Origin of the sequence: Cupriavidus sp. Agwp_2 (genome assembly GCF_040784895.1) — a bacterium.
GTDB lineage: Bacteria > Pseudomonadota > Gammaproteobacteria > Burkholderiales > Burkholderiaceae > Cupriavidus.
Genome location: NZ_CP088083.1, coordinates 2,098,012 through 2,122,319 on the forward strand (window position 1 = coordinate 2,098,012; position 24,308 = coordinate 2,122,319).

Below are 24,308 nucleotides of genomic sequence, written 5' to 3' on the forward strand. Positions count from 1 at the left end.
TTGATTGCGGCTTGTTTTGTTTATCCGCGCCGGCGATGCGCCGGCCGTCCTCCGCGCGTCATCGGCTCAGGCCGCGCGCTTCCACCTCCCATACATCGACGACGCGCTCGCCGCGGAAGCACACGAACTGCGCGTGCAAGTTCGCCGTGGGGTCGCAATGGCCCGGCACCAGCAGCAGCTTGTCGCCGAGCAGTTCCTGGCTGTCCGCGTTCAGCACTTCGAGCACGCCGTGTTCGTCGTTGGCCGCCACGTAGCGCAGCCAGCCGCTGCGGTCGCGGGACCACAGGTGCGGCAGGCCGGAATCGACCGCGACCGATTTCAGCCCGGCATCGCAGACCGCCACGCCCGGCCTTGCCGTGCTCATGACCGTGGCCGACAGGAACAGGCTGTGCCGCGGGTCAAACGCGCCGTGCCATTCGTTGGCGCCGTAGTGGCCGTCCAGGAACAGGTAGGTGCCCGGCTGGACTTCGGTATAGACACCGCTCTGGCAGTCGAACTCGGCCGTGCCGGTGCCACCGCCGGTGACGACCGGGCAGGCAATGCCCCGCGCTTCCAGGTGGCGGACATAGCCGGCGGCGGCTTGCGCCGCGCGCTGCGCAGCCTGCCGGCGTTGCACCCAGACCGGGATGTGCTGCGCGCCGCCGTGGTAAGCCTGCAGGCCGCCAAAGCGCAACGACGGCGCTTCGCCGATGGCATCGGCCAGCCGGCTCAAGGCATCGTGGGTGTTGACGCCGCAGCGCCCGTGCCCCACGTCCACCTCCGGCAGCACGCTGATGCGCACGCCGCCCGCCTCGGCCGCGGCGCCAATCGCGCTGACCTGGCGCACGTCGTCCACGCACAGGCTCAGCGCCGTGTGCCGCGCCAGCTCCACCGCCATGGCAAGCTTGTCCGCGCCGACGATCTCGTTGCTGATGTGGATGCTTGCGATCCCCGCGGCGGCGAACGGATAGGCTTCGCTCAGCTTCTGGCAGCAGACGCCGTTCGCCCCGGCAGCGATCTGGCGCCGGGCGACGGCGACCGACTTGTGCGCCTTGGCGTGCGGCCTCAAGGCCACGCCACCCGCATCGGCAAGGGCCTGCATCTGCGCAAGGTTGTGGTCGAAGGCCTCCAGGTCGACCAGCAGCGCCGGCGAGCCCACGTCCTCCACGCGATCGCCGATCCTGGCCGCTGCCGGGGGCCGCAGCGGCAGGCTGCCGCGCCGCGCCTCAGCCATGGCGGCTTCCTGCCAGCGCCATTTCCAGCACGCGTGCCACGTGGAGGGCCTGCGCATCGGCGCCGTCCAGGATCTGGTGCCGGCAACTGGTGCCGTCGGCGACCACGATGGCATCGGCGGCGCGCTTGCGCACCGCGGGCAGCAGCGACAGCTCGGCCATGGCTTTCGATGCCTCGAAGTGCTCGGCTTCGTAGCCAAAGCTGCCGGCCATGCCGCAGCACGACGATTCCACCGGCGCGACCTTCAGCCCGGGGATCCAGCCCAGCACGGTCTGCACCGGCGTGAAGGCATCGAACGCCTTCTGGTGGCAATGTCCGTGCACCACCGCTTCCGCTGCCTGCAGGGGCTGCAACGGCAATGCCAGCCGGCCTTCGCGCTGCTCGCGGACCAGGAACTCCTCGAACAGGAACGACAGGCTCGCAAGCTGCCTGGCCTCGTCGCCATAGCCGTAGCCGAGGAATTCGTCGCGCAGCGACAGCAGGCAGGACGGCTCCAGCCCCACCACCGGGACACCGCGCGCCACATAGGGACGGAATGCGTCCAGCATGCGCCGGGCCTCTTCCTTCGCCTGGTCGACCAGCCCCGCGGCGAGGAAGGTCCGGCCGCAGCACAGCGGACGCTCGCCCGCGCGGGTGTTGAAATGCACGGTATAGCCGGCCGCTTCGAGCACTGCCCGCGCGGCGCGCGCGTTTTCGGGCTCCAGGTAGTTGCTGAAGGTGTCGACGAACAGCAGCACCTCGCGGGTGCCAGCCGGCTCGCCGGCGTCCATGCCCGCTGTGCCCGCTGTGCCCGTTGTGCCCGTTGTCAGGAATGGCTTGCGGAAGCGGGGCAGCGACCGTTCCGGCGCAAACCCCAGCGCGCGCTTCACCCAGCCCGAGACCAGCGGGATGCTGTCCGCCAGCGCCAGCAGTCCCGACACCCGGCTTGCCACCGGCGCATAGCGCGGCATGTACGCCACCATGCGCTCGCGCAGGCTGGTGCCGTGCCGCCGGGTCCACGCATGGCGCGCCTCGATCTTCAGCCGGGCCATGTCGACGCCGGTCGGGCAGTCACGCTTGCAGCCCTTGCACGACACGCACAGGTCCAGCACTTCCTTCACCTCGGGACTCGCCAGCCCTTCGCTGCCGAGCTGGCCGGAGACGGCCAGCCGCAGCGTATTGGCGCGGCCGCGCGTGGCGTGCTGCTCATCCTTGGTCACGCGATAGCTCGGGCACATGGTGCCGGCGTCGAACTTGCGGCAGTGGCCGTTGTTGTTGCACATCTCCACCGCCGAGGCCAGCCCGTGCGTGGCCGTGTCGGCGCCGGTGCCGGGCGCGGTCTCCTCGCCGGTCATCGGGTCGCGGCGCACGTTCCAGGCCGACCAGTCGAGCGCGGGCGTCAGCGGCAGCGCCGCGTAGCCGGGCGCGAAGCGGAAGTTCTCGCGCGCGTCCATCCTGGGCGGCCGCACGATCTTGTCGGGATTGAAGCGGTTGTCGGGGTCGAACAGCGCCTTGATCTCGCCGAACGCGGCATTGATGCGCGGGCCATACTGCCATGCCACCCATTCACCCCGGCACAGCCCGTCGCCATGCTCGCCGGAATAGGCGCCCTTGTACTCGCGCACCAGCTCGGCCGCTTCCCCGGCGATCTCGCGCATGCGCACCGCGCCGTCGCGGCGCATGTCCAGGATCGGGCGCACGTGCAGCGTGCCGACACTGGCGTGCGCGTACCACGTGCCCTCGGTCTCGTGCTTGTGGAAGACCTCGGTCAGCCGGCGCGTGTACTCGGCCAGGTGCTCCAGCGGTACGGCGCAATCTTCGATGAAGGACACCGGCTTGCCATCGCCCTTCATGCTCATCATGATGTTGAGCCCGGCCTTGCGCACGTCCCACAGCGCCTTCTGCGCCTTCTCTTCAGGCATCTGCACCACGGAACCCGGCAGGCCCAGGTCGCCCATCAGCTCGACCAGCTGTTCCAGTTGCGCCAGCAGCGCCTGGCGGTCTTCCCCGGCGAACTCGACCAGCAGGATGGCCTGCGGGTCGCCGGTCAGCGCGCGCTCGACGACCGGGCGGAAAGCCGGGTTCTCCATCGACAGGTCGATCATGGTCCGGTCGACCAGTTCCACCGCGACCGGGCGCAGCCTGACGATATGCTGCGTCATGTCCATGGCCTGGTAGAAGGTGGGAAAGTTCACCACGCCCAGCACCTTGTGCGCGGGCAGCGGCGAAAGCTTCAGCGTGACCTGCCTGCTGTAGGCCAGCGTTCCCTCGGACCCCACCAGGATGTGCGCCAGGTTGGCGTGGCCATCGTCGGTATAGGCCATCGGGTTCTGGCAATCGAACAGGTCGATGTTGTAGCCGGCCACGCGGCGCAGCACCTTCGGCATGCGTTCGGCGATCTCGCCGCGCTCGCGCGTGGCGATGCGCTCCAGCCCGCGCAGGATGCCTTCGGCGCGCCCCGCCGCCAGCGGGTTGGCCAGCGAGCCGAAATGGCATTCGCTGCCGTCGGCCAGCACGGCGTCGATGGCCAGCACGTTATGCACCATGTTGCCGTAGGCAATCGAGCGCGAACCGCACGAGTTGTTGCCGGTCATGCCGCCGATGGTGCATTGCGCGCCGGTCGACACGTCCACCGGGAACCAGAGCCCGTGGGGCTTGAGCCAGGCATTGAGATGGTCGAGCACAATGCCCGGCTCCACCGTCACCGTGCGCGCCGCCGCGTCGAAGGCCACCACGTTGTTGAGCCACTTGCTGTTGTCGATCACCAGCGCCTCGCCCACGGTCTGCCCGCACTGGCTGGTACCGGCGCCGCGCGCCAGCACCGGCACCCGCTGGTCGCGGGCGATGTCGAGCGCGCGCAGCAGGTCGGCCTGGTCGCGCGGCACGACCACGCCGATCGGCATGATCTGGTAGATCGACGCATCGGTCGCATAGCGCCCACGGCCGGCCCGGTCGAACAGCACGTCGCCGCGCAGTTCCTTGCGCAGCAGCGCGGACAGCGGCGAAACGGCGCGATGCTGCGACGGCACCAGGTGGATCGGCTTGACCAGCGTGGGGGAAGTAAGGGTATTCATGGCAATCGGCAGGCTTGTGTTCGGCTGGACGAACATCGGTGGATGCATGCGGAAATCCGCAGGCAACAGGCAACAGGCGCCCCTGCCGATCACCCCGACGTGACGGCATGGACTTGAGACGCGTGGAGACGACCTTCAGGCCGGTCCGGACCTTTCCGGCGCCGGCCTATGCCGCAGGGTTCAGGCGGCCACCTTCAGCACCGGCGTATCCGCGTGCGCGGCCAGGTATTCCATGGCCGCCGCGACACCGCTCGCGGCGACGGGGACGCCGGCCAGCTTCAGCCCCATTTCGCAGCCAGCCAGCGTAGCCATCAGCGTCAGGTCATTGCAGTCGCCCAGATGGCCGATGCGGAACATGCGGCCGCGCATCTTGCCGAGCGCCTGGCCCAGCGACATGTTGAAGCGCTCATAGATGAGCTTGCGCACGGCGTCGGCGTCCACGCCCTCCGGCATCATCACGCCCGTCAGCACGGGGCTGTACACGGCCGGATCGGCACACTGGATTTCCAGGCCCCAGGCGCGCACGGCGCGGCGCGTGGCTTCCGCCAGGCGCTGGTGGCGGGCGAAGACGTTGTCCAGCCCCTCGCCCAGGATCATGTCGAGCGCCTCGGACAGGCCGTAGAGCAGGTTGGTGTTCGGGGTGTACGGCCAGTAGCCGTTCTGGTTGGCTTCGATGATTTCCGTCCAGCCCCAGAACGCGCGCGGCAGCCTGGCCTTCTGGCTGGCCGCGATCGCCTTCGGCGAGACCGCGTTGAAGCTGATGCCGGGCGGCAGCATCAAACCCTTCTGCGAACCCGACACCGTGACATCGACGCCCCACTCGTCATGCCGGTAGTCGGCCGAGGCCAGCCCCGAGATCGTGTCCACCAGCAGCAAGGCCGGGTGGCCGGCCGCGTCGATGGCCTTGCGCACCGCGGCGATGTTCGAGGTCACGCCGGTCGACGTCTCGTTATGCACCACGCATACCGCCTTGATCGAGTGCGCCGTGTCCTGGCGCAGCCGCGCCTCGATCATGTCGGCCTGCACCCCGCGACGCCATCCTTCGATGCCCTGCAGGCCCAGGAACTCCGGCTTGAGGCCCAGCGCTTCGGCCATCTTCTTCCACAACGTGGCGAAGTGACCCGTCTCAAACATCAGCACATGGTCGCCCGGGCTCAGCGTGTTGGTCAGCGCGGCCTCCCAGGCGCCGGTACCCGACGCCGGGTAAATGATCACGGGTTGTTCGGTCTTGAAGATCTTCCTGATATCGGCCAGCACATTGCGCCCCAGCGCGCCGAACTCGGGGCCGCGGTGGTCGATGGTCGGGTAGCTCATGGCGCGCAGGATGCGATCAGGCACCGGGCTCGGGCCGGGGATCTGCAGGAAATGGCGGCCAGCCGGATGGAAATCGAGGTGGATCATGGGAGGTCGTCTCCTTGGTTGAATTTTGAATTTTGAATGCAATCTACTGTAGCACCAGCTGCGGCGGCGCTTCAAGGCGAACTTTTTCCGCGTAAACCCTTAGCAACACTGGAGTTTTCGGCCTTGAGATACAATCGAGGCAAGTTTCCGAAGATGGGAAAATTGAATGCAAAATCCTCTGGACGACGAGAACAGACAATCCGAAGGGCTCATGCCCAAGGTCGAGCGCAAGCGCCTGCACGACATCGTGGTCGAGCACCTGCGCCGGTTCATCGTTGAAGGCGTGCTGTCGCCGGGCATGAAGCTGAACGAGCGCGAACTGTGCGAGACACTTGGCATCTCCCGCACGCCGCTGCGCGAGGCGCTCAAGGTGCTGGCCGCGGAAGGCCTGATCGACATCTGGCCGAACCGTGGCGCGAGCGTGTCGCGCATGAGCGAGACCGAAGTGTGGGAAATGTTCGAACTGATGAGCGGCCTGGAGGCCTTCGCGGGCGAGCTGGCATGCGAGCGCATCACGCCGGCGGAGCTCTCCGAGATCAAGGCGCTGCACTACTCCATGCTCGCCTGCCGCGTACAGAAGGACTTGCCCGGCTACTACGCCCGCAACCAGGAGATCCACAACCTGATCGTGGCCTCTGCGCGCAACTCGGCGCTAAGCCAGACCTACCTGGCGCTGAACCGCCGCATCCAGGCGCTGCGTTTCCGCTCCAACTACCTGTCGGACAAGTGGGACCGTGCCGTCGACGAGCACGAAGGCATGATGAGCGCCCTCGAGGCGCGCGATGGCAAGAAGCTGGCCGGCATCCTGCGGCACCACTTGCTGGACAAGCGGGATGCGGTCATGCAGATTCATCCCGATCCGGTGAAGGACAAGCCTGCGCAGAACGCGTGACGCCAGCGCGGCGTCCGGCGCCTCAGATCGATAGCTCGAAAAGCCTGCCCGAAAGGCCTGCCTTCGCCAGCACCTCCAGCGAAACCTGCTGGCGCGATGAGGTAATGAACAGGCTGCCAGAACCGGCCCCTCCGATGCAGACATCGGAGGGGCACGGCACCGGCATGCCCACGACCCGGTCCAGGGTCCCGTCCGCCAGGAAGCGCATCACGCTCCATCCCTCGCACATCGCGGTCCAGATGCCACCGCTGGCATCCAGCGCAACGCCTGCACGGTCTCGCCGAGGCTCCACTGCGTCACCAGTGCGCCGCCCGGCTTCAGCAGGCCGATATTGCAGCCCTCGCCTGCCGCCGGCACCGCCACCCACAAATCGCGGTCCGCGCCTTCACAGTGCCCCGACCGCTTATCGCACACTGACTTCACGGAATGCGTTCCGGGGCAGCCTCATGGCAAGTACCCGCTTCGTCCGCTCCGGCATAATCGATCGGCGGATTCACCGCTGGAACCCGCCGCAAAGGCGGGGACAAAAATTGCCAAAGCAGGAGACGTAGTTGAGTATTTCGAATCACGCTGCGCGCAGCGCACGACTGGTAACGCTCGCCATCACGAGCCTGGTGATCGGTCATACCGCCTTCGCGGCCGACGCCTGGCCCACCAGGCCGATCAAGGTCATCGTTCCCTATACCCCCGGCGGGTCCACCGACACGGTAGCCCGGGTCGTGTTCGAAAGGGTCTCGCAAAGCCTCGGCCAGCCCATCATCATCGAGAACAAGCCTGGCGCGAACAGTACGCTTGGCGTTGGCGTTGCCGCACGCTCGGCGCCGGACGGCTATACCTTTGTCTCGGTGCTCGCGGCCTACAGCGCCAACATGTCGCTGTATTCCAAGCTGAGCTACAAGCCTTCGGACCTCGTGCCGGTGGCGCAGATGGCGGAACTGCCGCTGTTCCTGTTCGCCAGCAAGAAGGTACCGGCAAAGACCGTTGCCGAACTGGTCGACTATGGCAAGAAGCATCCCGATACGCTGACATTCGGCTCTAGCGGCGTGGGCAGCTCGGCGCATTTGACGGGCGAACGGCTGGCCATGGAGTCCAAGGTCAGGATGACCCATGTGCCGTACAACGGCAGCGCACCGATCCTGCCGGCACTTGTTTCCGGCGAGGTGTCGGTGGCATTCGATCCCCTGCTGGTGCCGATGCCGCACGTGAAGTCGGGCAAGATCAATGTGCTGGCCGTGGCCTCGGCCAAGCGCTGGCCGGGCGAGCCGAATATCCCGACCATGGAAGAATCGGGCTTCCCGGGCTTCGTGATGAGTTCCTGGACCGGCCTGCTGGCGCCTGCCGGCACGCCCGCGCCCGTGGTTGAGCGCATGGCCAAGGAGATCGCCGCGGCGACGCGCAGCCCGGACGTGGCAAAGAAGCTGACCGAACTGGGATTCGTGCCGGTAGGCAGCTCCTCCGAAGAGTTCCGCAAGGTGATCGAGCGCGACATCACTCGATACGGTCAGATCGTCAAGGCGGGAAAGATCACCCTCGACTGAGACAGGCGCTGCGGCCCCAATACGCGATAGGCGATAGGCGATAAGCGACCACGCCCTGCCTCAAGGCCGCAGCCGCACCGTACACATCGCCCACAGGCCCAGCGCGCCCAGCAGCCATGGCAGCCCGATTGCCGCCAGCAGGTAAGCGCTGGCGACATGTGGCCGCGGTGTGGTCGCGGCAAAGGCCGGCCTGCCGGCGAAGTCCTCCGCACCGAAGGCAAGCCGGCCGAACAGGTAGGGATAGTGGAAGGTCCTGACCGACTGGTGGAATGCGCCAATACGGTCCTGGAAGGCCAGCTGGGCTTCCAGGTCGGTGTGCGCCAGCCGGTGCAGGAAGGCCTGCGCGGCCACGCCGGGCAGCAGCCAGCCGAGCCGGCCGGTCCACTGTTGCCGCGCATCGAGCCCGTCACGGTAGGCCTGCACCTGGCCCGCCACGCTGTCGTCGCCGACCTGGTGCAGCGCGTAGTACCAGGCCCAGTTGAATCCCGTGCGCGGCGGCGCGATGCCGGCCCATTGCGGGTGGCTGCGCACGAACTGGCGCATGGTGACTTCGCGCGGCACTTCCCAGCCCGCGTGGACGGCCTGCCGCTGCGCCAGCATCAGGTCGATACCCTGGTTGACGGGGATGGCGCGGGCCAGCCCGATATTGGCGACCACCGGCAACACCACGGTCAGCCCCACCCAGGTCCCCATCAGCACCGTGGCGTTGGTGCGCGAGCGCCAGCCGCGCGTGACCACCAGCAGCGCGGCGCCGAACCAGAAAGCGAGGTAGCTGGCCACCACCGCCACGGCGGCCGCGATCGCGGGCCATGGCATGCCGGCAACGGCTGCGCCCGCCAGCATCGGCAGCGCGACGCAAGCCAGCACCAGGCCATAGCGCAGCGCCACGCGCCGCAGCCACAGTTGCCGCAGCGACCCCGGCATCGACAATAGCAGCCGCAGCCGCCCGGCCTGGCGCTCGCCCGAGACCAGGTCATGCAACAAGGCAATGACGAACAGCGGCGCCAGGTAGACCAGCACGAAGGCAAAGTCGAAGCGCCCCGGCAGCGCCAGCTCGGGATTGAAATGCTCGCCGTCATAGGCCTGCGACTGCAGGCCGAGCATGCGCACGCGCTGGATGAACGGCGCCACGTCGCGCAGCCCCAGCGCCAGGAACGCCGCGTCGGAAGGCGGATCCGCAGTGAAGTAGAAGCTGTAGTAGGCCACCATGCCGACGTCACCCACATGGCGTTCGTACACGTCCGCGGCGCGCTGTTCGTGCAATGCCGCCGCGCGCGCGATGGTGTGCTGCTGCCGCGACACTTCGTGCAGCCCCGCCCCGACCGCCAGACAGGTCAGCAGGCACAGCAGCACCAGTGCGGCCACGGTCAGCCGCGCGCGCACGATCAGGCGCCATTCCTCGCGCATGCCCATTCGCCATCCGCTCATCGCGCCATGCCCTCCAGCCGGCGCGCCGCCACGCGCGCCAGCCACAGCCACGCCGCCAGCCATGCCAGCAGCACCAGTGCCGGCGCCAGCGCGCGCTGCACGGTGCCGGCAAGGGACGGCGGCACGTAGGCAAACGCCGGCAGGTCCTGCCAATGGTGATGGTCGATGCGGTTCTCCCTGGCCGGATCGACCGCATCGGCATAGCGGATCTGCTCGGCTTCCAGCCGGTTCAGAGCCTGCACCAGGCCGTAGCGATAGCGTTCGCCCTGCTGCAGGAAGTCGCGATAGCCATGCAGGTCGGTAGCGGCAACGGTCATCGACAGCCGGCGCAGCGCAAAGGCAGGACTGAGCCATCCGAGCATATCGGTGAGCCGGCCTTGCCGGAACTGCAGCGCGAAGGCCGCCTCGGCGTGCCGGTCGAACAAGGCGCTGGTAAGGCGTTCGCCTTCGGTCTTGAGCAGGCCCTTGTAGTTCACCGGCAGGTCCTCGACGCGGCGCACGCCGTACTGTGCCAGGACCTGCTGCCGGAAGCCGTTGTAGTAGGGATCGTCGGGGTCATGGCTGTCGCCGATCGCCGCAAGCTCGCGCTCCACCGCGATGGTGCTTTCCAGCCGCGTCGGCAGCGCCACCACGGCGTTGACCAGGTCCGGCACCGCGCGCGGCAGCATGACCACCAGCACGGCCCACAGCGCCAGCAGCACCAGCAGCGCATCGCGGCTGCGCCGGCACCACGCCGACACCACGGTGACGAGCAGCGACCACAGCAGCAGCCAGCCGGCATATGCCGCCACCAGCAGCGCCGCCAGCAGCGCGGACAGCGGCGCATCGCCCGGCCGCGCCAGCGCCATCCAGGCCAGCACCGCCGCTGCAGGCAGCAGCACGGCCAGCGCCACGCCGGCGACGGCCAGCACCTTGCCCCGCACCAGTTCGCCGCCCCGCACGCCCTGCGCCAGCAACACGCGCAGCACGCCGCTCTCGCGCTCGCGCGCCAGCACGCCGTGGCCGGCAAAGATCAGCAGCAGTGGCGCCAGCACCTGCAGCACGAAGGCCGGCGACAACTGCCCGAAGCGCACCAGCAGCGACGACTGCCGCACCTCGCCGAAGTTGGCGCTGTTTTGCCGGTGCGCTTCGAGGTAGAGCGAGCGGCCGGTATAGAGATCGATGCCCGGATCGAACACCGCCAGCGGGCCCAGCGGCCGGAACAGGTAGTGGCCGTAGTGCGCCATCCGGTGCGGGTGCCGGTCGGGCTGGCTGGCGAATTCCCGGTCGGCCTGCTGCTGGTAGCGCGCCTGCTGCGCGCTGACATCGCGATGGTGCTCCCATGCGCTCAGGATGGCGGCGAAGGCAAGCAACAGCACCAGTGCCAGGCTGGCCACCGCCACTTTGTCGCGCCGCATCAGGCGCCATTCCTCGCGCGCGATCAGCCAGGATCTGCTCATGCCGCACCTTGCGCGTAGCGCTGGTGCAAGGCGCGCACGTCGAAGCCTTCCGGCCCCTGCGCGGCATACTCCACGGCGAGTCGGCCGGACTGGATAAAGCCAATGCGGTCGGCGATGCCGGCCGCGGACAGCAGGTCGTGCGTCACCATCAGCGTGGCCACGCCCCGCCCGCGCAGCAGGCCAAGCAAGCGGTTGAACTCGGCGGTCGCCTGCGGATCCAGGCCCGAGGTGGGCTCGTCCAGCAGCAGCGCCGCGACCTCGCGCCGCAGCGCCAGCGCGATCGCCACCTTCTGCCGCATGCCCTTGGAGAAGCCTGCCACGCGCCGCCCGAACGCAGCGGGGTCCAGTCCCGCGGCCTGCAACGCCTCGTCGATGGCCTGCGGGGTTTCCTTCTGCCCTGCCAGGCTCAGCAGGTAGGCGACGTTCTCGCGCGCGCTCAGGTGCTCGTAAAGGGCTACGTTTTCCGGGATATAGGCGATCTGCCGGCGCGCGCCGGCCGGGTCCCGCACCGGGTCGACGCGGTTGACCCGCACCTGCCCGCCACTGGGCCCGATGAAGCCCAGGAACAGGCTCAGCGTGGTGGTCTTGCCGGCGCCGTTGGCGCCCAGCAGCGCATAGATCTCGCCGGGCCAGACGCGCAACGTCAGCGCGGTCAGCACAGGCGCGGCGCCATAGCCGGCCTGGACGCCGTCGGCCTCGAGGATGGGAGCCGGGTGCGGCGAGGTTTCGATGAATGGCTGCGTGAGCGTCATGCCAGGTCGCCCGTGGGCGGGAAAGTGTCGTTGGCGATGTCCGGCGATGCTACGCGAGCTTTAATGATAATGCAATATCATTAGCAAGAGCCGCCGGCACGCCCTTCACGAGGCGCCACGCAGCGGCCCGAAGCGCTCGGCATAGACGGACGCCACCCAGTCGACGAAGACCCGCACGCGCGGCGCCAGCTGCCGGTGGAACGGATACAGGACCGACACCGGCAGCGTCGGGCATGGCCAGGCTTCCAGCACCGGCACCAGCCGCCCCGCGCGCAGGTGCTCTTCAACGCGGAAGCGCGGCACCTGGATCAGGCCGCAGCCGGCGAGCGCGGCACTGGTATAGCACTCGGCGTCGCTGACCGCGATCCATCCGCGCGCCTTGACCTCCACCACCTCGCCATCGACCGTCAGCGTGAACGGGTAGCGGTAGTCATGGTTGCGCGAGAAAAAGCCCACGGCGGCATGGCCTTCGAGTTCGGACGGGTGTTGCGGCGTGCCATGCACAGCGAGGTAGGCGGGACTGGCGCACAGCACTTCCGGCATGTCGGCCAGCCGCCGCGCCACCAGCGACGAGTCGCGCGGACGGCCGGCGCGCACGACGCAGTCGATGCCCTCGCCCACCAGGTCGACCAGGCGGTCGCCGCTGCTGATCGCCAGTTCGATATTGGGGTAGCGGGCGCGGAACTCGCCGATGCGCGGCAGGATGACCTGCGTCGCGTGGGTGCCGTGCAGGTCCAGCCGCAGCGTCCCGCGCGGATTGGCCGCCTGCGTGCTGAGCGAGGTCTCGGCGTCTTCCAGCTCCAGCAACACGCGTTTGCTGCGCTCGTAAAACGCCTGGCCGTCCAGTGTCGGGCGCACCTGGCGCGTGGTGCGCTCGAGCAGCCGCGCGCCGACGCGGGCCTCCAGTTCCTTAATGGCGTGCGTGGCGGTAGCGCGCGGCATGTCGAGCGCACTGGCGGCGCCGGTGAACGAGCCGAGCTCCACGATCCGGGTGAAAAGTTGCAGCGCGTCGAAGCGGTCCATGGCGGTACGGTTGGAAGGCGGTTGCAGCGGTTGTAGCAGTTGCAGCGGTTGGAGGGTTCGTTTGTAGCCTTGGCTGCTTGTGCCAGCTTGTAGCGGGTTGGTCACCCCGCATTGAAAGCAGGTTCGGCGTTGCCGTCAACTCCGCACACCGCGCGCCGGCGCGAAAAAATTCGCGTGCCAGGGGAATGAAATCTGGACGGGCGTGGATTTTGCTGTCCTATATTTCATCCAGATTCTCCTGCTGGTCCGCTTTCGTTGCGGCGTCACGGATGCGCGCGGCAGCAGGGAATCCGTCAGCGCGGAGAATCAGATGAGCGTTGTTCCCGAGCCGAGGGTCGCCGGCACCACTTCGGGCCGCAGGAAACGTCCGGGCGCCCCCACCCGCCATGTGTGGACCCGTTACTGGGCCATTGCCCGACCCTACTGGTTCTCGCAGGAGCGATGGAAGGCGTCCGGCCTGCTGCTCCTTTTGATCCTGCTGCTGCTCGGACAGACGCAGGCCGAGGTCTGGATCAACGAACAAACCGGCGAATTCACGTCGGCCCTGGCGGCGCAAGATGCCGACCGCTTCTGGGACTCGATCCAAAAGTGCCTCTACATCCTGCTCGCCGCCGTTCCCATCTACTCCTCCTACTACTACCTGCGCAACAAACTCAGCCTGCTGTGGCGACGATGGCTCACCCGTCACTACCTCGACGGGTACTTCAAGGACCGGACTTACTACAAGCTCAACGCCAACGCGGCGATCGACAATCCGGACCAGCGGATCACCGAAGACATCAACACCTTCACCAAGCAATCGCTGTACTTCCTGTCTATCGGCATCGGCGCGCTGCTGCAGCTGATCGCCTTCAGCGCCGTCCTGTGGTCGATTTCCCAGATGCTGGTCTACTTCCTGGTGGTCTATGCCATCGCCGGCAGCTTTATCTCCATCTACTGCTTCGGGCGCGTGCTGATCGGGCTGAACTTCTTCCAGCTCAAGCGCGAGGCGGACTTCCGCTTCAGCCTGATCCGGGTGCGCGAGAACGCCGAATCGATCGCCTTCTACCGCGGCGAGGCGCTGGAGTCGTCGCACGTCAGCGGCCGCTTCGAGCATGCCTTCCGCAACTTCGACAAGCTCATCAAGTGGCAGTTGAGCCTGAATACGTTCCAGTACGGCTACGGCTTCCTCACCATCATGCTGCCAAGCGCCATCGTCGCCTCGCATGTGCTGTCCGGGGAAATGGAAGTCGGGCGCGCGATCCAGGCCGCGGGGGCGTTTGCCGCGGTGCTGAATGCGCTGACGGTAATCGTCGACAACTTCGAAGACCTGGCCCGCTTCGTCGCCGGGCTGGACCGGCTCGATACCTTCGCCGGCACGCTCGCGGCCACGCCGGCGAAAACCGCCGAACCGGCGCCGACGATCGAGTCGGTGCAGGATTCGCGCCTGTCCCTGCTGCACGTGACGCTGCGCACGCCCAACCTGGAACGCACGCTGGTGCGTGACCTGACGGTGTCGGCCAATCCCGGCGAAGGGCTGCTGATCGTCGGTGCCAGCGGCGGCGGCAAGAGCTCGCTGATGCGCGCCATGGCCGGCTTGTGGACCAGCGGCAGCGGCTGCATCGTGCGGCCCAGGCCGCAGGACATGCTGTTCCTGCCGCAGCACCCGTACATGGTGGTCGGCAGCCTGCGCGGCCAGTTGCTGTATCCCAATCACATCGGGCAGCACATCCCCGACGACGAACTGATCCGGTTGCTTGAGCTTGTCAATCTGGGCAGCATCGTCGAGCGCTTCGGCGGGCTCGATACCGAAGTGGACTGGGGCAAGGTACTGTCGCTGGGCGAGCAGCAGCGGCTGACGATGGGGCGCGTGCTGCTGTCGCGGCCGCGCTATGTGATGCTCGACGAGGCCACCAGCGCGCTCGATATCGGCAACGAGGAAGGCATGTACCAGTTGCTGGCCGGCATGGATGCGACGCTGGTCAGCGTCAGCCACCGTCCCTCGCTGCTCAAGTACCACCACCAGGTGCTGGAGCTCGATGGCACTGGCGGCTGGAAGGTGCATCCGAGCCAGGGCTTCCGCTTCTGACGGCCCGGCGTGGGCGTGTTCGGCATTCCGGCAACCGCCGGCTCGCGAATCGGCATTTGAGCCGCACGGCGGCTGCCCCAACCATCAGACCCGGTGGTATGGAAAACGCAGCGCACGCCCACGAGCTCCGATGACAAGTCCCGCGCTGACCTTGGAACGCGTCCTGCACGTGCTGCGGGCCTTCCGTTCCGAACGCACGTCTCAACGTGTCGGTCTCGCTGTCGGTGCCCGACCAGCTCGATATCCTTCGGAGAACTCGGCCAGTTCGCGGCGCCACGGTCTGGCTCAAGGCGTACTGCGCCTGTTATTGCACGCATGCGTATATCGACGCTGTGCGCCCGTTCGCGGCGCGCCGCGCCGAGATCGCCGGCATCCAGGCACGCATCCATCCGGCCTTCAACGTGGTGGTCGGCACCGCCAATGCCAATGCGTACGAGCCGAAGAACATCGAGCATGTCCAGTTCAGCCTGCCGACGCAGATGGCCTTCGCCGTGCTTGGCATGGGCAATGGCTGCAAGGTGCATCGCGACTACCTCGACGGCAAGCTCGACATGGCCCCGGTGCTGGACGTCGCGCGCGGCATCGCCATCACCGAGGCGCCCGAACTGGAGGCGCGCTATCCGGGCAAGTTCGTCGCCGACGTGACCGTGACCTTCCGCGATGGCAGCACCGAGCATGTGTTAGTGGAGGCTGGCGCGGCATGCCAGGTTCGTGCGTTCCTGACCAGTTCGTCGGACAAGCGTTCGACCACCGGCGCGGGCGTTGACACCGGTGCCAGCGCGCCGATCCACGAGGCCACCAGGTAGTCGGCGATGCCCGCCTGCGCCGTGGTCGGAACGTCCGGGATCTCGCCCCAGCGCCCGGCGCTGGCGATGTACGTCGATATCGCCGACCGCCGCCAGTTCCTCAGCCAGTTGCCGAAAGAAGATGCGCACTGGAAGCGCATCGCGCAACTGTCGAAGGAATCCTGACTGGCGGATTGCGCAAGCTCAGCGGTAGACGAGCACGGGGATCCTGCAGTGCGTCAGCACCTTCTGCGTTTCGCTGCCGACCAGCAGCCCCTCCAGCCCGCGCCGGCCGTGCGACGCCATGAAGATCACGTCACAGCCGTGCTTGGCGGCGGCATCGATGATGCCCTTGTACGGCACCGACACGCTCATGTCGGTCTGGCAGGTCACGCCCGCCGCGGTGGCCGCCGCGACAACCTCGGCGAGTAGCGCGTTGGCCCGCTCGGCCTCATGTTCCTCATACGCCTTTCGCCGCGGATGACCGGCATCGCCCGAGGACAGGTAGGGATACTCCTCCATGCACGTATACGCCGTCAGCTTCGCATCGCCCGCCTTGACGAAATTGAGCGCCGCCGCCATGGCGACCTTGGAAAGCTCCGAGCCATCGGTGGCCAGCAAGATGTGCTTGAACACGATTCCCTCCATAGGCTGCTGATTCTTGCTTGCCGCGGCAGGGGCACCGCGGCAAGGTTCAGTATGGACAATAAATCGCCCCGCGGCAGAGCCCGTCGCTGGAGATCGGATGTCCGTGGCGGTTTCAATTCTCGATCTTGAACCCGATGTCCTTGATGAACTGGCCCCAACGCGCATGATCGGTCCGGATCTGCGCGGCAAACGCCTCGGGCGTGACCGCCTGCGCCGGCAGCACGCCAATGCCGGCCAGCCGCTTCTGGTACGCCGGATCCGCCAACACCTTGCGCACGGCCTCCGAGACGGTATCGACAGTGGCCTTGGACATGCCCTTCGGCCCGAACAGCGCGAAATAGCCGCTAAGTTGCTCCATCTCCTGGAAACCCAGCTCGCGGAATGTCGGCGCACCGGGCGCCATGTCCGAGCGTTCCGGCATGGTGGTCGCCAGCACCTTGGTCTTGCCGGCCTGGTACAGCGGCACGCCGGTGGTCAGGCCGTCGATCATCAGCGGCACCACGCCACCCACCAGGTCTTGCGTGGCAGGCGCCGAGCCCTTGTACAGCACCGGCTCCAGGTTGGTGCCTGCCAGCCGGTTGAACAGCAGCGGGCCAAAGTGCGACGACGTGCCCGGGCCGTATGAGGCCGAGTGGATCGGCTTGCCCGGGTTGGCCCTGGAATACGCGATCAGTTCCTTCAGCGTGGAATATGGTGCGTCCTTGTTGGCGGCAAGCAGCACCGGGGCACGGCCGAGTTCGGCGAGCGCGGTGAGGTCGGTCAGCGGATCGTAGGGCACGCGGTTGATATGCGCGCCCGAGGTGGCGGACGAACCCAGCGTCACCAGCAGCGTCTGGCCGTCGTTCCTGGCACGGATGACGTCCTGGGTGGCGGGAATGGTAGCGCCGCCCGGCTTGTTCTCCACCACCACGGACTGGCCCGTCACGCGGGCCAGATAGTCGGCAAACAGCCGCGCCACCACGTCAGTACCGCCGCCGGGCGGATATGCCACCACCAGCCGGATCGGCCGCGCTGGCCACTGCTGCGCCATGGCGCAGGGCGCGATGCCGGCGGTTGCGGCAAGCACTGCGGTGCCCAGGAACTGTCGACGGTCCATGTCTGAAGTCTCCGCTTTGATGTTGTCGGGCCGCGCTGGCGGCGGGTACTACATATTAGGAAGTGTTGGGGCGCGGGACATGAGGGGTTTTCCATCATGCCGCGGACCGGGATTGCGCCCGCGCTGGGCTGTCCCCGTGACTTCTTGCTACGCTGCTATGTAAGCCGGCTGTCGTCCTCGCATGCGTGCGCGCGTGTGAACTCTGCGCACCACCGGCTCGGCGCGGCCAAAGGAGTGATCATGCAAGAGCTGGCTTTTCGCACCCTGCTGTACCGCTACTTTTTCTTCAACTGGCTGTTCCGTGACGCCAGCCAGGGTAGCCGGGCCGAACGAGCCCACGCCTGGCATTTCAACAAGGCGCGTGCGCACTGGCTGCCGACGTATATGCGGCGCTGGCTGTGGTGCGGGGTCTTTTTCTATGCGCTGGGCAGCGTGGTGGAAGGCGTGCTGTGCGCGCCGGTGCTGTCGGCGCTGTTCTACGTGCCGGGCGCGCTCAGCGTGCCGGTCAATGTGATCATCATGGTGCTCTGGGTCGGGCTGAAGACGCTGCCCGGGCCGCTGTGAAGCGAGGCCGGAAACAAAAAAACCGCAGCCATCAGGCTGCGGTTCCTGGTCATGCCGGAGCAGTGCGGCCCGCTCAGACTTCTTCGTACAGCGGCAGCGTCAGGAACTCGGCGAAATCCTCCGAGGTCGACATCTGCTCGAAGATCTCGGCAGCGCGGTCATAGGTCTTGGTGTCGCCACCAACCAGTTCCTTCACCTTGGCCAGTTCTTCCGGAATCAGCTTGCGCACCAGCTCGGCCGTGACCTTGGTGCCGTCTTCCAGCTTGCCCTTCGGCGAACGGATCCACTGCCACACCTGCGAGCGCGAGATCTCGGCGGTGGCGGCGTCTTCCATCAGGTTGTGGATCGGCACGCAGCCGTTGCCATCCAGCCAGGCGCCCAGGTAGTGGATGCCGACGTTGATGTTCATGCGCAGGCCGTGCTCGGTGATCGGCGTTTCCGGCTTGAAGTCCAGCAGGTCGGCGCCCTTCACTTGCACGTCCGGACGTTGCTTCTCGAACTGGTTCGGCTTGTCGCCCAGCACCGCGACGAATTCCTTCATCGCCGGCTCGACCAGGCCCGGGTGCGCCACCCAGCCGCCGTCGTAGCCGTCGGTGGCATCGCGGCGCTTGTCGCTGATGATGCCTTCCATGGCGATGGCGTTCTTCTCCGGATCGTTCTTGATCGGGATCAGCGCGCTCATGCCGCCGATGGCGGGGGCGCCGCGGGAGTGGCAGGTCTTGAGCAGCAGCAGGGCGTAGGCGCGCATGAACGGCGCGGTCATGGTGACCTTGGCGCGGTCGGCCAGGCAGAAGTCCTTGTCGTTCTTGAACTTCTTGATGCACGAGAAGATGTAGTCCCAGCGGCCGGCGTTCAGGCCGGCGCTGTGCTCGCGCAGCTCATACAGGATCTCTTCCATCTCGAACGCGGCGAGGATGGTCTCGATCAGCACGGTGGCCTTGATGGTGCCTTGCGGCAGGCCGACTTCCTTCTGCGCCATCACGAAGATGTCGTTCCACAGGCGCGCTTCCAGATGGCTTTCCATCTTGGGCAGGTAGAAGAACGGGCCGGCGCCGCGGGCGATCTGCTCCTTCGCGTTGTGGAACAGGAACAGCGCGAAGTCGAAGATGCCGCCCGAGACGCGCTTGCCGTCGATGGTGACGTGCTTTTCGTCCAGGTGCCAGCCGCGCGGACGCACCTGCAGCGTGGCGATCTTGTCGTTCAGCTTGTATTGCTTGCCCTTCGACTCCAGGGTCAGCGTGCGGCGCACGGCGGCCTTCAGGTTGACCTGGCCCTGCAGCTGGTTGTGCCAGTTGGGGGTGTTGGAGTCCTCGAAGTCGGTCATATAGCTGTCAGCGCCCGAGTTGAAGGCGTTGATCACCATCTTGGCTTCGACCGGGCCGGTGATTTCCACGCGGCGCAGTTCCAGTGCCTTGGGCACCGGGGCAACCTTCCAGTCGCCTTCGCGGATGTTCTTGGTTTCCGGCAGGAAATCGGGGACTTCGCCGGCGTCCAGGCGCTTGGCGCGCTCGACGCGCGCGGCCAGCAGTTCCTGACGGCGCGGCTCGAAGGCGCGGTGCAGCTTGTCTACCAGGGCCAGGGCTTCCGGCGTGAGGATATCTTCGTAGGCCGGCAGGATTTCGCCGGTAATCTTCATGCCCGCGGGCAGCGTGATAGCCATCAGTGTTCTCCTGTAAACGATAGCGATAGCTTGGTTATTGGGACGCCTGCTACACGGCCACGCCATGGGCGCGGACGAATTCGAGCAGGTCGTTCATGTCGTGCCCGGTGCCGGAGGGGGCTACATCGAGCCGCTCCGCCGGGTGGCCGGCACGGTTGATCCAGAAGGTGGTGTAGCCAAACCAGGTGGCGCCGCAGGCGTCCCAGCCGTTGGACGAGACGAACAGCATCTCCTGCGCGTCCAGCCCGAAGGCCAGCGGCCCCAATGCATAGGCAGCCGGCGCGGTCTTGTACTGGCGCACCGCGTCGACCGACAGCACATGGTCGAACAGGCCGTTCATGCCGGCGCTCTTGACCGAGATGTCAAGCATCTCGGCATTGCCGTTGGACAGGATGCCCAGCGGCAGCCCCGCCTTGCGCAGGCGCTTGAGCGCGCCCAGGTTTTCCGGGAAGGCCGACAGGCAGGCGTATTCCTTGAGCAGCTGGGCTTCGGTGGCCTCGTCCAGCGGCAGGCCCAGGCGCTCGGCGGCGTATCGCAGCGCGTCCACGGTGATGGCCCAGAACGGCTTGTAGTGCGCGCCGTCGTGCCCGGCCATGGTGCGGATGCGCGTGTAGTCGATCTGGCGGTCGCGCCACAGCAGCGCCAACGCCTCGCCGCGGCCCGGGAACAATTGTTCCGCGCGCGCGGTGACGGAATACACGTCGAACAGCGTGCCGTAGGCATCGAAGACGACTGCGCGGATCTTGTTCATGGGGCGCTGGCAACCTGTATCTAGCAACGTGTGCCGGTGTCGGACCACAACTGCGTGGCCGTGTACACCGATGAATGCATCGCATTGTAGGGAGACGCTGCACTGCGGCAAAGGTGCCCCGGGTCACTTGATCTTTTACTTTTAGACCACTAATCTTGGCTGACTAAAACGATACTCCGCACTAAATCCTCGCGCATTGGACGCCAAGCAGCACGCCACCACGCATCGGGCGTGACCGCGCCGGCACAAAACGCGCGGGCTGGGCGTTACTCGGCGAACATTTGTGGACCATTTCAAACAGTTGGAGACTTTTGTATCCGTCGCGTCGCGCGGCAGCCTGTCGGCGGCAGCAGCGGCGGAGGGCGTGGCGCCGGCCATCATCGGGCGCCGCATCGATGCGCTGGAAGAGCGGCTGGGCGTGAAGTTACTGGTACGCACCACGCGCAAGATCAGCCTGACCTTCGAAGGCTCGGCCTTCCTGGAGGATTGCCAGCGCATCCTGAACGACCTGCACAACGCCGAGGCCAGCGTCTCGGCCGGCGGCGTCAAGGCCAGCGGCCACCTGCGCGTGACTGCGCCGGCCGGCTATGGCCGCAAGCACGTGGCGCCGCTGGTGCCGCTGTTCACTGAATCGCACCCGGACGTATCGATCACGCTCGACCTGTCCGATCGCGTGGTCGACCTGGTCAACGAAGGCTTCGACTGCGCGATCCGGCTGGGCGACCTGCCCGACTCCAGCCTGGTCTCGATCCGGCTGGCCGAGACCCGGCGCGTGGTGGTGGCCTCGCCTGACTACCTGGCCCGCGCCGGCCGCCCCAACACGCCGGAAGACCTGCAGCGGCACAACTGCCTGGCTTTCGGCGCCAGCGCCAACGTACAGCGCGGCTGGGTATTCACGGAAGACGGCCGCTCGGTGACGGTCAAGGTCGGCGGCACCATGGAATGCACCGACGGCGCGGTGCTGCATGAGTGGTGCCTGCAGGGCCACGGACTGGCGTGGCGCTCGTGGTGGGAGGTCGGCAACGAAATCGCCAGCGGCCGGCTGGTCACGGTGCTGGACGACTTCCAGGCGCCGCCGATCGGCATCCATGCGGTGTTCCCGCAGCGCAAGCACCTGCCGCTGCGGGTGCGGCTGTTTATCGACCACCTGAAGAACACCTACGGCAACCCGGCCTACTGGCGCCGGGCAGAGCAGGCTGCCGCCATGCCGGCGGCAGCGGCGCTGGCGGGCTGACGGCCAGCGCAAGGGCTCCGGCTGAGACGGTTTTGTTGCATTTGATTTTGCACAATGCCGTACTCGGCACACTGACTACAATGGATTCAGACAGACGCTTTCCACCGCCCCGGCATCGCCCCACCGGCGCAGGGCGGCCGCCCTGCCCCTTCCCTAGTCAGCAAAGGAGCCCCGCATGTTCCAACATATCCTGCTACCCACCGACGGCTCGGAACTCTCCAAGAAGGCCATCAACGGCGGGCTGGAACTCGCCAAGGCCATCGGCGCGCGCGTCACGGCCTATGTCTGCCTGGAGGAGTATCCCTACACCCCGTTCAGCGAAATCGTGGTCGAGGCGCCGCAGGCCTTCAAGGACCGCATCGAGAACCAGGCCAAGCTCTACCTGAAGGAAATCGAGAACCTGGCGACCGCGGCCGGCGTCACCTTCGACGCCGACATGTCGACCTTCGCCGTGCCCTACCTCGGCATCATCGACGCCGCCGAGCGCCATGGGTGCGACGTGATCTTCATGGCGTCGCATGGCCGGCGCGGGCTGTCCGGCCTGCTGCTCGGCAGCGAAACGCAGAAGGTGCTGACGCATACCGATATCCCGGTCATCGTGTATCGCTGACCCCCGGCCTGCTTCGGCAGAAAGCACAACGCCCGCACCGGGCTGTCCGGTGCGGGCGTTGTCATGGGTGCGCCCGGTAGCTTACGAAGCCTTGCGAATCCGCTCCTCCATATGCCTGGCGCGGTCATCCGACCCCGGGTGCGACGAGAACATGCCCGACTTGCCGCCATCGAGCTTGGCCAGCTTCTGGAACGCCGTCACCAGGCCGCGCGTGTTGGCCTTGTTTTTGGTCAGCAGGTCAAACGAGTAGTCATCGGCCGCGCTTTCCTGCGACTGCGAGAACTGCGCGTTGATCAGCTTCTCGCCCAGCTCGCCCAGTTGCGACGACGACAGCGCGGCAACCGCGTTGTTGCCTGCCGCCGCGGCCGCGCCACGCGCGGCCGTCGCCGTGTAGGCGACCTGCATGGCCTTCCTGGTGTGGCCCAGCGCCACATGACCCAGCTCGTGGCCCAGCACGCCACGCACTTCATCGTCGGTCATCATGTCCATCAGGCCGCTGTAGACACGCACGCAGCCGTTGGCCATGGCCCAGGCGTTGACGTCCTTGGTCATGTACACCTTGGCGTTGACGTTGGGCACGTTGCTGCCATTCAGGCCGCTCATGATCTTGGCCAGGCGCTTGCCGTAGGTGGTATTAGCGCCGGCGATCTTGTTGGTCTTGTCCGACTCGGCGCAGGCCTGGTCGGACAGGCTCTTGATGTCCGCGTCGCTCAGCGTCGCGGCCTTGGCCAGCGAGGAGCCGGCGGACACCATGCCGTCGATATTGGTGGGCATGCCGCCGGAGCAGCCGGCCAGCAGTGCGGCCACGACGGCGCAGGTAGCGAGAGAGAGTGATGCTTTCATGATGTTGTTCTTGGGAGTGGCTCGGAAGGTGCCGACAAAGGCCGGGGCACTTTATGGCATCCACTTGCCGCCTGCATCACCCAAATGCAATAAATCGTCAGATATGACAATTTATTGCATTTCGCACTTCCGGCATGCCCTAACGCTCCGCTGCGCTTCGCATGGAATCTTCGTCAATGTCGCCTAATCTTGTGGCAGGGCGATCAGCGAGTGGAAATTCGCACAAAGTCGCAACGCGTACATGTTCGGCCGGGGCTGACGGAAGGTGTCATCATGATGCGACTTTCACTACTAGCCAGCGGCGGCATCCTGGCGCTTTCGGCATGCACGACCCCGGCCGGAACAGGCGCCTTTACGGTCATGACGCCGGCCAGCTTCGATCGCACCTTCACCGCGGCAGCAGGGGCAATGCAGGACCAGGGACTGGCGATCAGCGTCGCGGACCCGGTTAGTGGCGTAGTGGTCGGCAGCCTGGAAAGCAGCACGGTGATGGCCGGTGTGGATCAGATGGCAGACGGCCACGTGCAGGTGTCGTTCGACAGCATGGGTGCAAGCGACCCAGCGTTGATGGCGCGCATTTCGCGCAGCTACAACCGCCGCATGGGGCGTTAAACGCATGGGGCAACACCTCTGTTTAGAGGGATGCAAGACCCGGGCGCGTGTACGACCATGGTTATGGGCGGTTTCGTCGACTCGCCCACTCTTCAAGCCCTTCATGCCCTCGCCCCCCCCGGCCGAGGGCTTTTCTCTTTTTGTACGCCAACATCTCTGCCCGGAGCCGATCAAGGTGAGCATCGCATTGGAAACAAAAAAAGCGCGCCGTCCCTGAGAGAGCAGGCAACGCTCACAGGGATTTTTCTCAATCGATTCAAGGCTTTAAATCGCGTTTCGCCCCCGAAATGACGGGGCAAAAACCCGCCAATACGTCCTATTAGAATCAAGAACTTACCGGACGTTTTGAACAATGTGGGCAGTCGCAGCTATACTGTATATCCATACAGTAACCCGACCCCACCATGCACTCGCTCGCAGCCACAGAATCGTCCATCGTCGAGGCCACCCCGGCCATCGTCGCTAAGCACCGCGCCGCCGGAATCCTCACATGGAAGCTCATTCACCAGATCGAGGACGAGGTCATGCATGAGCTGGCCCAGTCCGGCAAGCATTCGTCCAACATGCTCCGCATGCTCAAGTCGTCGCCGTATCTGGGCTACCCGAAGGACGACACGCCTGCCGACTTCACGGGTAGCGACGTTATACCGGTGGCCTTCAGCGCGATCCGCGACGCCTGGAATCGCGTCAACTGAACCG

General features: G+C 66.5%; 23 protein-coding genes and 1 pseudogene. 10 read left to right on the plus strand and 14 right to left on the minus strand.

Features of this window, described 5'->3' with window-relative positions; all coding sequences use genetic code 11:
- Positions 1–58: 58 nt before the first annotated feature.
- The 3 genes from LPA45_RS09705 to LPA45_RS09715 form a co-directional block, all read right to left on the minus strand.
- The gene (locus tag LPA45_RS09705) at positions 59–1,213 is read right to left on the minus strand and encodes a DSD1 family PLP-dependent enzyme (RefSeq protein ID WP_199414613.1); all 1,155 of its coding nucleotides are present in this window, start codon (positions 1,211–1,213) and stop codon (positions 59–61) included.
- Complete coding sequence (locus LPA45_RS09710; protein WP_367395015.1) at positions 1,206–4,265, minus strand: FAD-binding and (Fe-S)-binding domain-containing protein; 3,060 nt, start codon at positions 4,263–4,265, stop codon at positions 1,206–1,208. Before LPA45_RS09710 ends, LPA45_RS09705 begins: the two co-directional genes overlap by 8 nt.
- Before the next feature lie 180 nt (positions 4,266–4,445).
- Positions 4,446–5,666 carry an alanine--glyoxylate aminotransferase family protein gene (locus tag LPA45_RS09715; protein ID WP_317925631.1) on the minus strand — a complete coding sequence of 407 codons (1,221 nt, stop codon included), beginning with the start codon at positions 5,664–5,666 and terminating at the stop codon, positions 4,446–4,448.
- Between the two features lie 166 nt (positions 5,667–5,832).
- Between LPA45_RS09715 and LPA45_RS09720 the strand changes: the two genes are divergently transcribed.
- On the plus strand, positions 5,833–6,558 hold the full coding sequence (locus LPA45_RS09720; RefSeq protein WP_317925632.1) for a GntR family transcriptional regulator: 726 nt from the start codon (positions 5,833–5,835) through the stop codon (positions 6,556–6,558).
- A gap of 22 nt (positions 6,559–6,580) precedes the next feature.
- Here the strand turns inward: LPA45_RS09720 and LPA45_RS09725 are convergent, their stop codons facing one another.
- Positions 6,581–6,766 (minus strand): SMP-30/gluconolactonase/LRE family protein, encoded by a 186-nt coding sequence (locus LPA45_RS09725; protein ID WP_367395016.1) that lies wholly within the window; start codon positions 6,764–6,766, stop codon positions 6,581–6,583.
- A gap of 343 nt (positions 6,767–7,109) precedes the next feature.
- Between LPA45_RS09725 and LPA45_RS09730 the strand changes: the two genes are divergently transcribed.
- A complete protein-coding gene (locus LPA45_RS09730; RefSeq protein WP_116320512.1) occupies positions 7,110–8,096 on the plus strand; it encodes a tripartite tricarboxylate transporter substrate binding protein in 987 nt (328 codons plus the stop codon).
- Between the two features lie 60 nt (positions 8,097–8,156).
- Here LPA45_RS09730 and LPA45_RS09735 read toward each other — a convergent pair whose 3' ends face one another.
- The 4 genes from LPA45_RS09735 to LPA45_RS09750 form a co-directional block, all read right to left on the minus strand.
- Positions 8,157–9,524: a DUF3526 domain-containing protein gene (locus LPA45_RS09735; protein WP_317925636.1), complete on the minus strand. Its 1,368-nt coding sequence runs from the start codon at positions 9,522–9,524 to the stop codon at positions 8,157–8,159.
- Complete coding sequence (locus LPA45_RS09740; RefSeq protein WP_317925637.1) at positions 9,521–10,963, minus strand: DUF3526 domain-containing protein; 1,443 nt, start codon at positions 10,961–10,963, stop codon at positions 9,521–9,523. Before LPA45_RS09740 ends, LPA45_RS09735 begins: the two co-directional genes overlap by 4 nt.
- A complete protein-coding gene (locus tag LPA45_RS09745) occupies positions 10,960–11,715 on the minus strand; it encodes an ABC transporter ATP-binding protein (protein WP_116320510.1) in 756 nt (251 codons plus the stop codon). The genes LPA45_RS09740 and LPA45_RS09745 overlap by 4 nt, the downstream gene beginning before the upstream one ends.
- 105 nt (positions 11,716–11,820) lie before the next feature.
- A complete protein-coding gene (locus tag LPA45_RS09750) occupies positions 11,821–12,738 on the minus strand; it encodes a LysR family transcriptional regulator (protein WP_317925638.1) in 918 nt (305 codons plus the stop codon).
- 310 nt (positions 12,739–13,048) lie between these two features.
- Here LPA45_RS09750 and LPA45_RS09755 point away from each other — a divergent pair, with 310 nt between their 5' ends.
- Positions 13,049–14,806: an ABC transporter ATP-binding protein/permease gene (locus LPA45_RS09755; RefSeq protein ID WP_116320508.1), complete on the plus strand. Its 1,758-nt coding sequence runs from the start codon at positions 13,049–13,051 to the stop codon at positions 14,804–14,806.
- A 260-nt stretch (positions 14,807–15,066) separates the two neighbouring features.
- Positions 15,067–15,492, plus strand: a pseudogene (locus LPA45_RS09760) (MmgE/PrpD family protein); the annotation flags it as partial.
- Here LPA45_RS09760 and LPA45_RS09765 read toward each other — a convergent pair.
- Positions 15,423–15,692, minus strand: a complete 270-nt coding sequence (locus tag LPA45_RS09765; RefSeq protein WP_271815686.1) for a tripartite tricarboxylate transporter substrate-binding protein — start codon at positions 15,690–15,692, stop codon at positions 15,423–15,425. The pseudogene LPA45_RS09760 and the gene LPA45_RS09765 overlap by 70 nt on opposite strands.
- Between LPA45_RS09765 and LPA45_RS09770 the strand changes: the two genes are divergently transcribed.
- Positions 15,619–15,777: a hypothetical protein gene (locus LPA45_RS09770; RefSeq protein WP_233528182.1), complete on the plus strand. Its 159-nt coding sequence runs from the start codon at positions 15,619–15,621 to the stop codon at positions 15,775–15,777. The two genes, LPA45_RS09765 and LPA45_RS09770, sit on opposite strands and share 74 nt — an antisense overlap.
- An 18-nt stretch (positions 15,778–15,795) precedes the next feature.
- Here LPA45_RS09770 and LPA45_RS09775 read toward each other — a convergent pair whose 3' ends face one another.
- Both LPA45_RS09775 and LPA45_RS09780 read right to left on the minus strand, forming a co-directional pair.
- Complete coding sequence (locus LPA45_RS09775; protein ID WP_116320555.1) at positions 15,796–16,227, minus strand: universal stress protein; 432 nt, start codon at positions 16,225–16,227, stop codon at positions 15,796–15,798.
- 124 nt (positions 16,228–16,351) lie between these two features.
- Positions 16,352–17,335 (minus strand): tripartite tricarboxylate transporter substrate binding protein, encoded by a 984-nt coding sequence (locus tag LPA45_RS09780; RefSeq protein WP_116320506.1) that lies wholly within the window; start codon positions 17,333–17,335, stop codon positions 16,352–16,354.
- Positions 17,336–17,575: 240 nt separating this feature from the next.
- Here LPA45_RS09780 and LPA45_RS09785 point away from each other — a divergent pair, with 240 nt between their 5' ends.
- Entirely contained in the window at positions 17,576–17,899 is a 324-nt protein-coding gene (locus LPA45_RS09785) for a hypothetical protein (RefSeq protein ID WP_317925640.1), read from the plus strand.
- 73 nt (positions 17,900–17,972) lie between these two features.
- Here LPA45_RS09785 and aceB read toward each other — a convergent pair whose 3' ends face one another.
- Both aceB and LPA45_RS09795 read right to left on the minus strand, forming a co-directional pair.
- Complete coding sequence (gene aceB / locus LPA45_RS09790; protein WP_116320504.1) at positions 17,973–19,559, minus strand: malate synthase A; 1,587 nt, start codon at positions 19,557–19,559, stop codon at positions 17,973–17,975.
- A gap of 49 nt (positions 19,560–19,608) precedes the next feature.
- Positions 19,609–20,310, minus strand: coding sequence for a haloacid dehalogenase type II (locus LPA45_RS09795; RefSeq protein ID WP_116320503.1), 702 nt, complete (start codon positions 20,308–20,310; stop codon positions 19,609–19,611).
- Positions 20,311–20,593: 283 nt separating this feature from the next.
- Here LPA45_RS09795 and LPA45_RS09800 point away from each other — a divergent pair, with 283 nt between their 5' ends.
- A complete protein-coding gene (locus LPA45_RS09800) occupies positions 20,594–21,544 on the plus strand; it encodes a LysR family transcriptional regulator (protein ID WP_317925644.1) in 951 nt (316 codons plus the stop codon).
- Positions 21,545–21,719: 175 nt separating this feature from the next.
- A complete protein-coding gene (locus LPA45_RS09805) occupies positions 21,720–22,154 on the plus strand; it encodes a universal stress protein (protein WP_092308857.1) in 435 nt (144 codons plus the stop codon).
- An 81-nt stretch (positions 22,155–22,235) separates the two neighbouring features.
- Here LPA45_RS09805 and LPA45_RS09810 read toward each other — a convergent pair whose 3' ends face one another.
- Positions 22,236–22,997: a M48 family metalloprotease gene (locus LPA45_RS09810; protein ID WP_317925647.1), complete on the minus strand. Its 762-nt coding sequence runs from the start codon at positions 22,995–22,997 to the stop codon at positions 22,236–22,238.
- A 273-nt stretch (positions 22,998–23,270) separates the two neighbouring features.
- Here LPA45_RS09810 and LPA45_RS09815 point away from each other — a divergent pair, with 273 nt between their 5' ends.
- Complete coding sequence (locus tag LPA45_RS09815) at positions 23,271–23,609, plus strand: penicillin-binding protein (RefSeq protein WP_233528176.1); 339 nt, start codon at positions 23,271–23,273, stop codon at positions 23,607–23,609.
- A gap of 404 nt (positions 23,610–24,013) precedes the next feature.
- Complete coding sequence (locus tag LPA45_RS09820; RefSeq protein WP_367394506.1) at positions 24,014–24,304, plus strand: DUF2471 family protein; 291 nt, start codon at positions 24,014–24,016, stop codon at positions 24,302–24,304.
- Positions 24,305–24,308 lie beyond the last annotated feature (4 nt).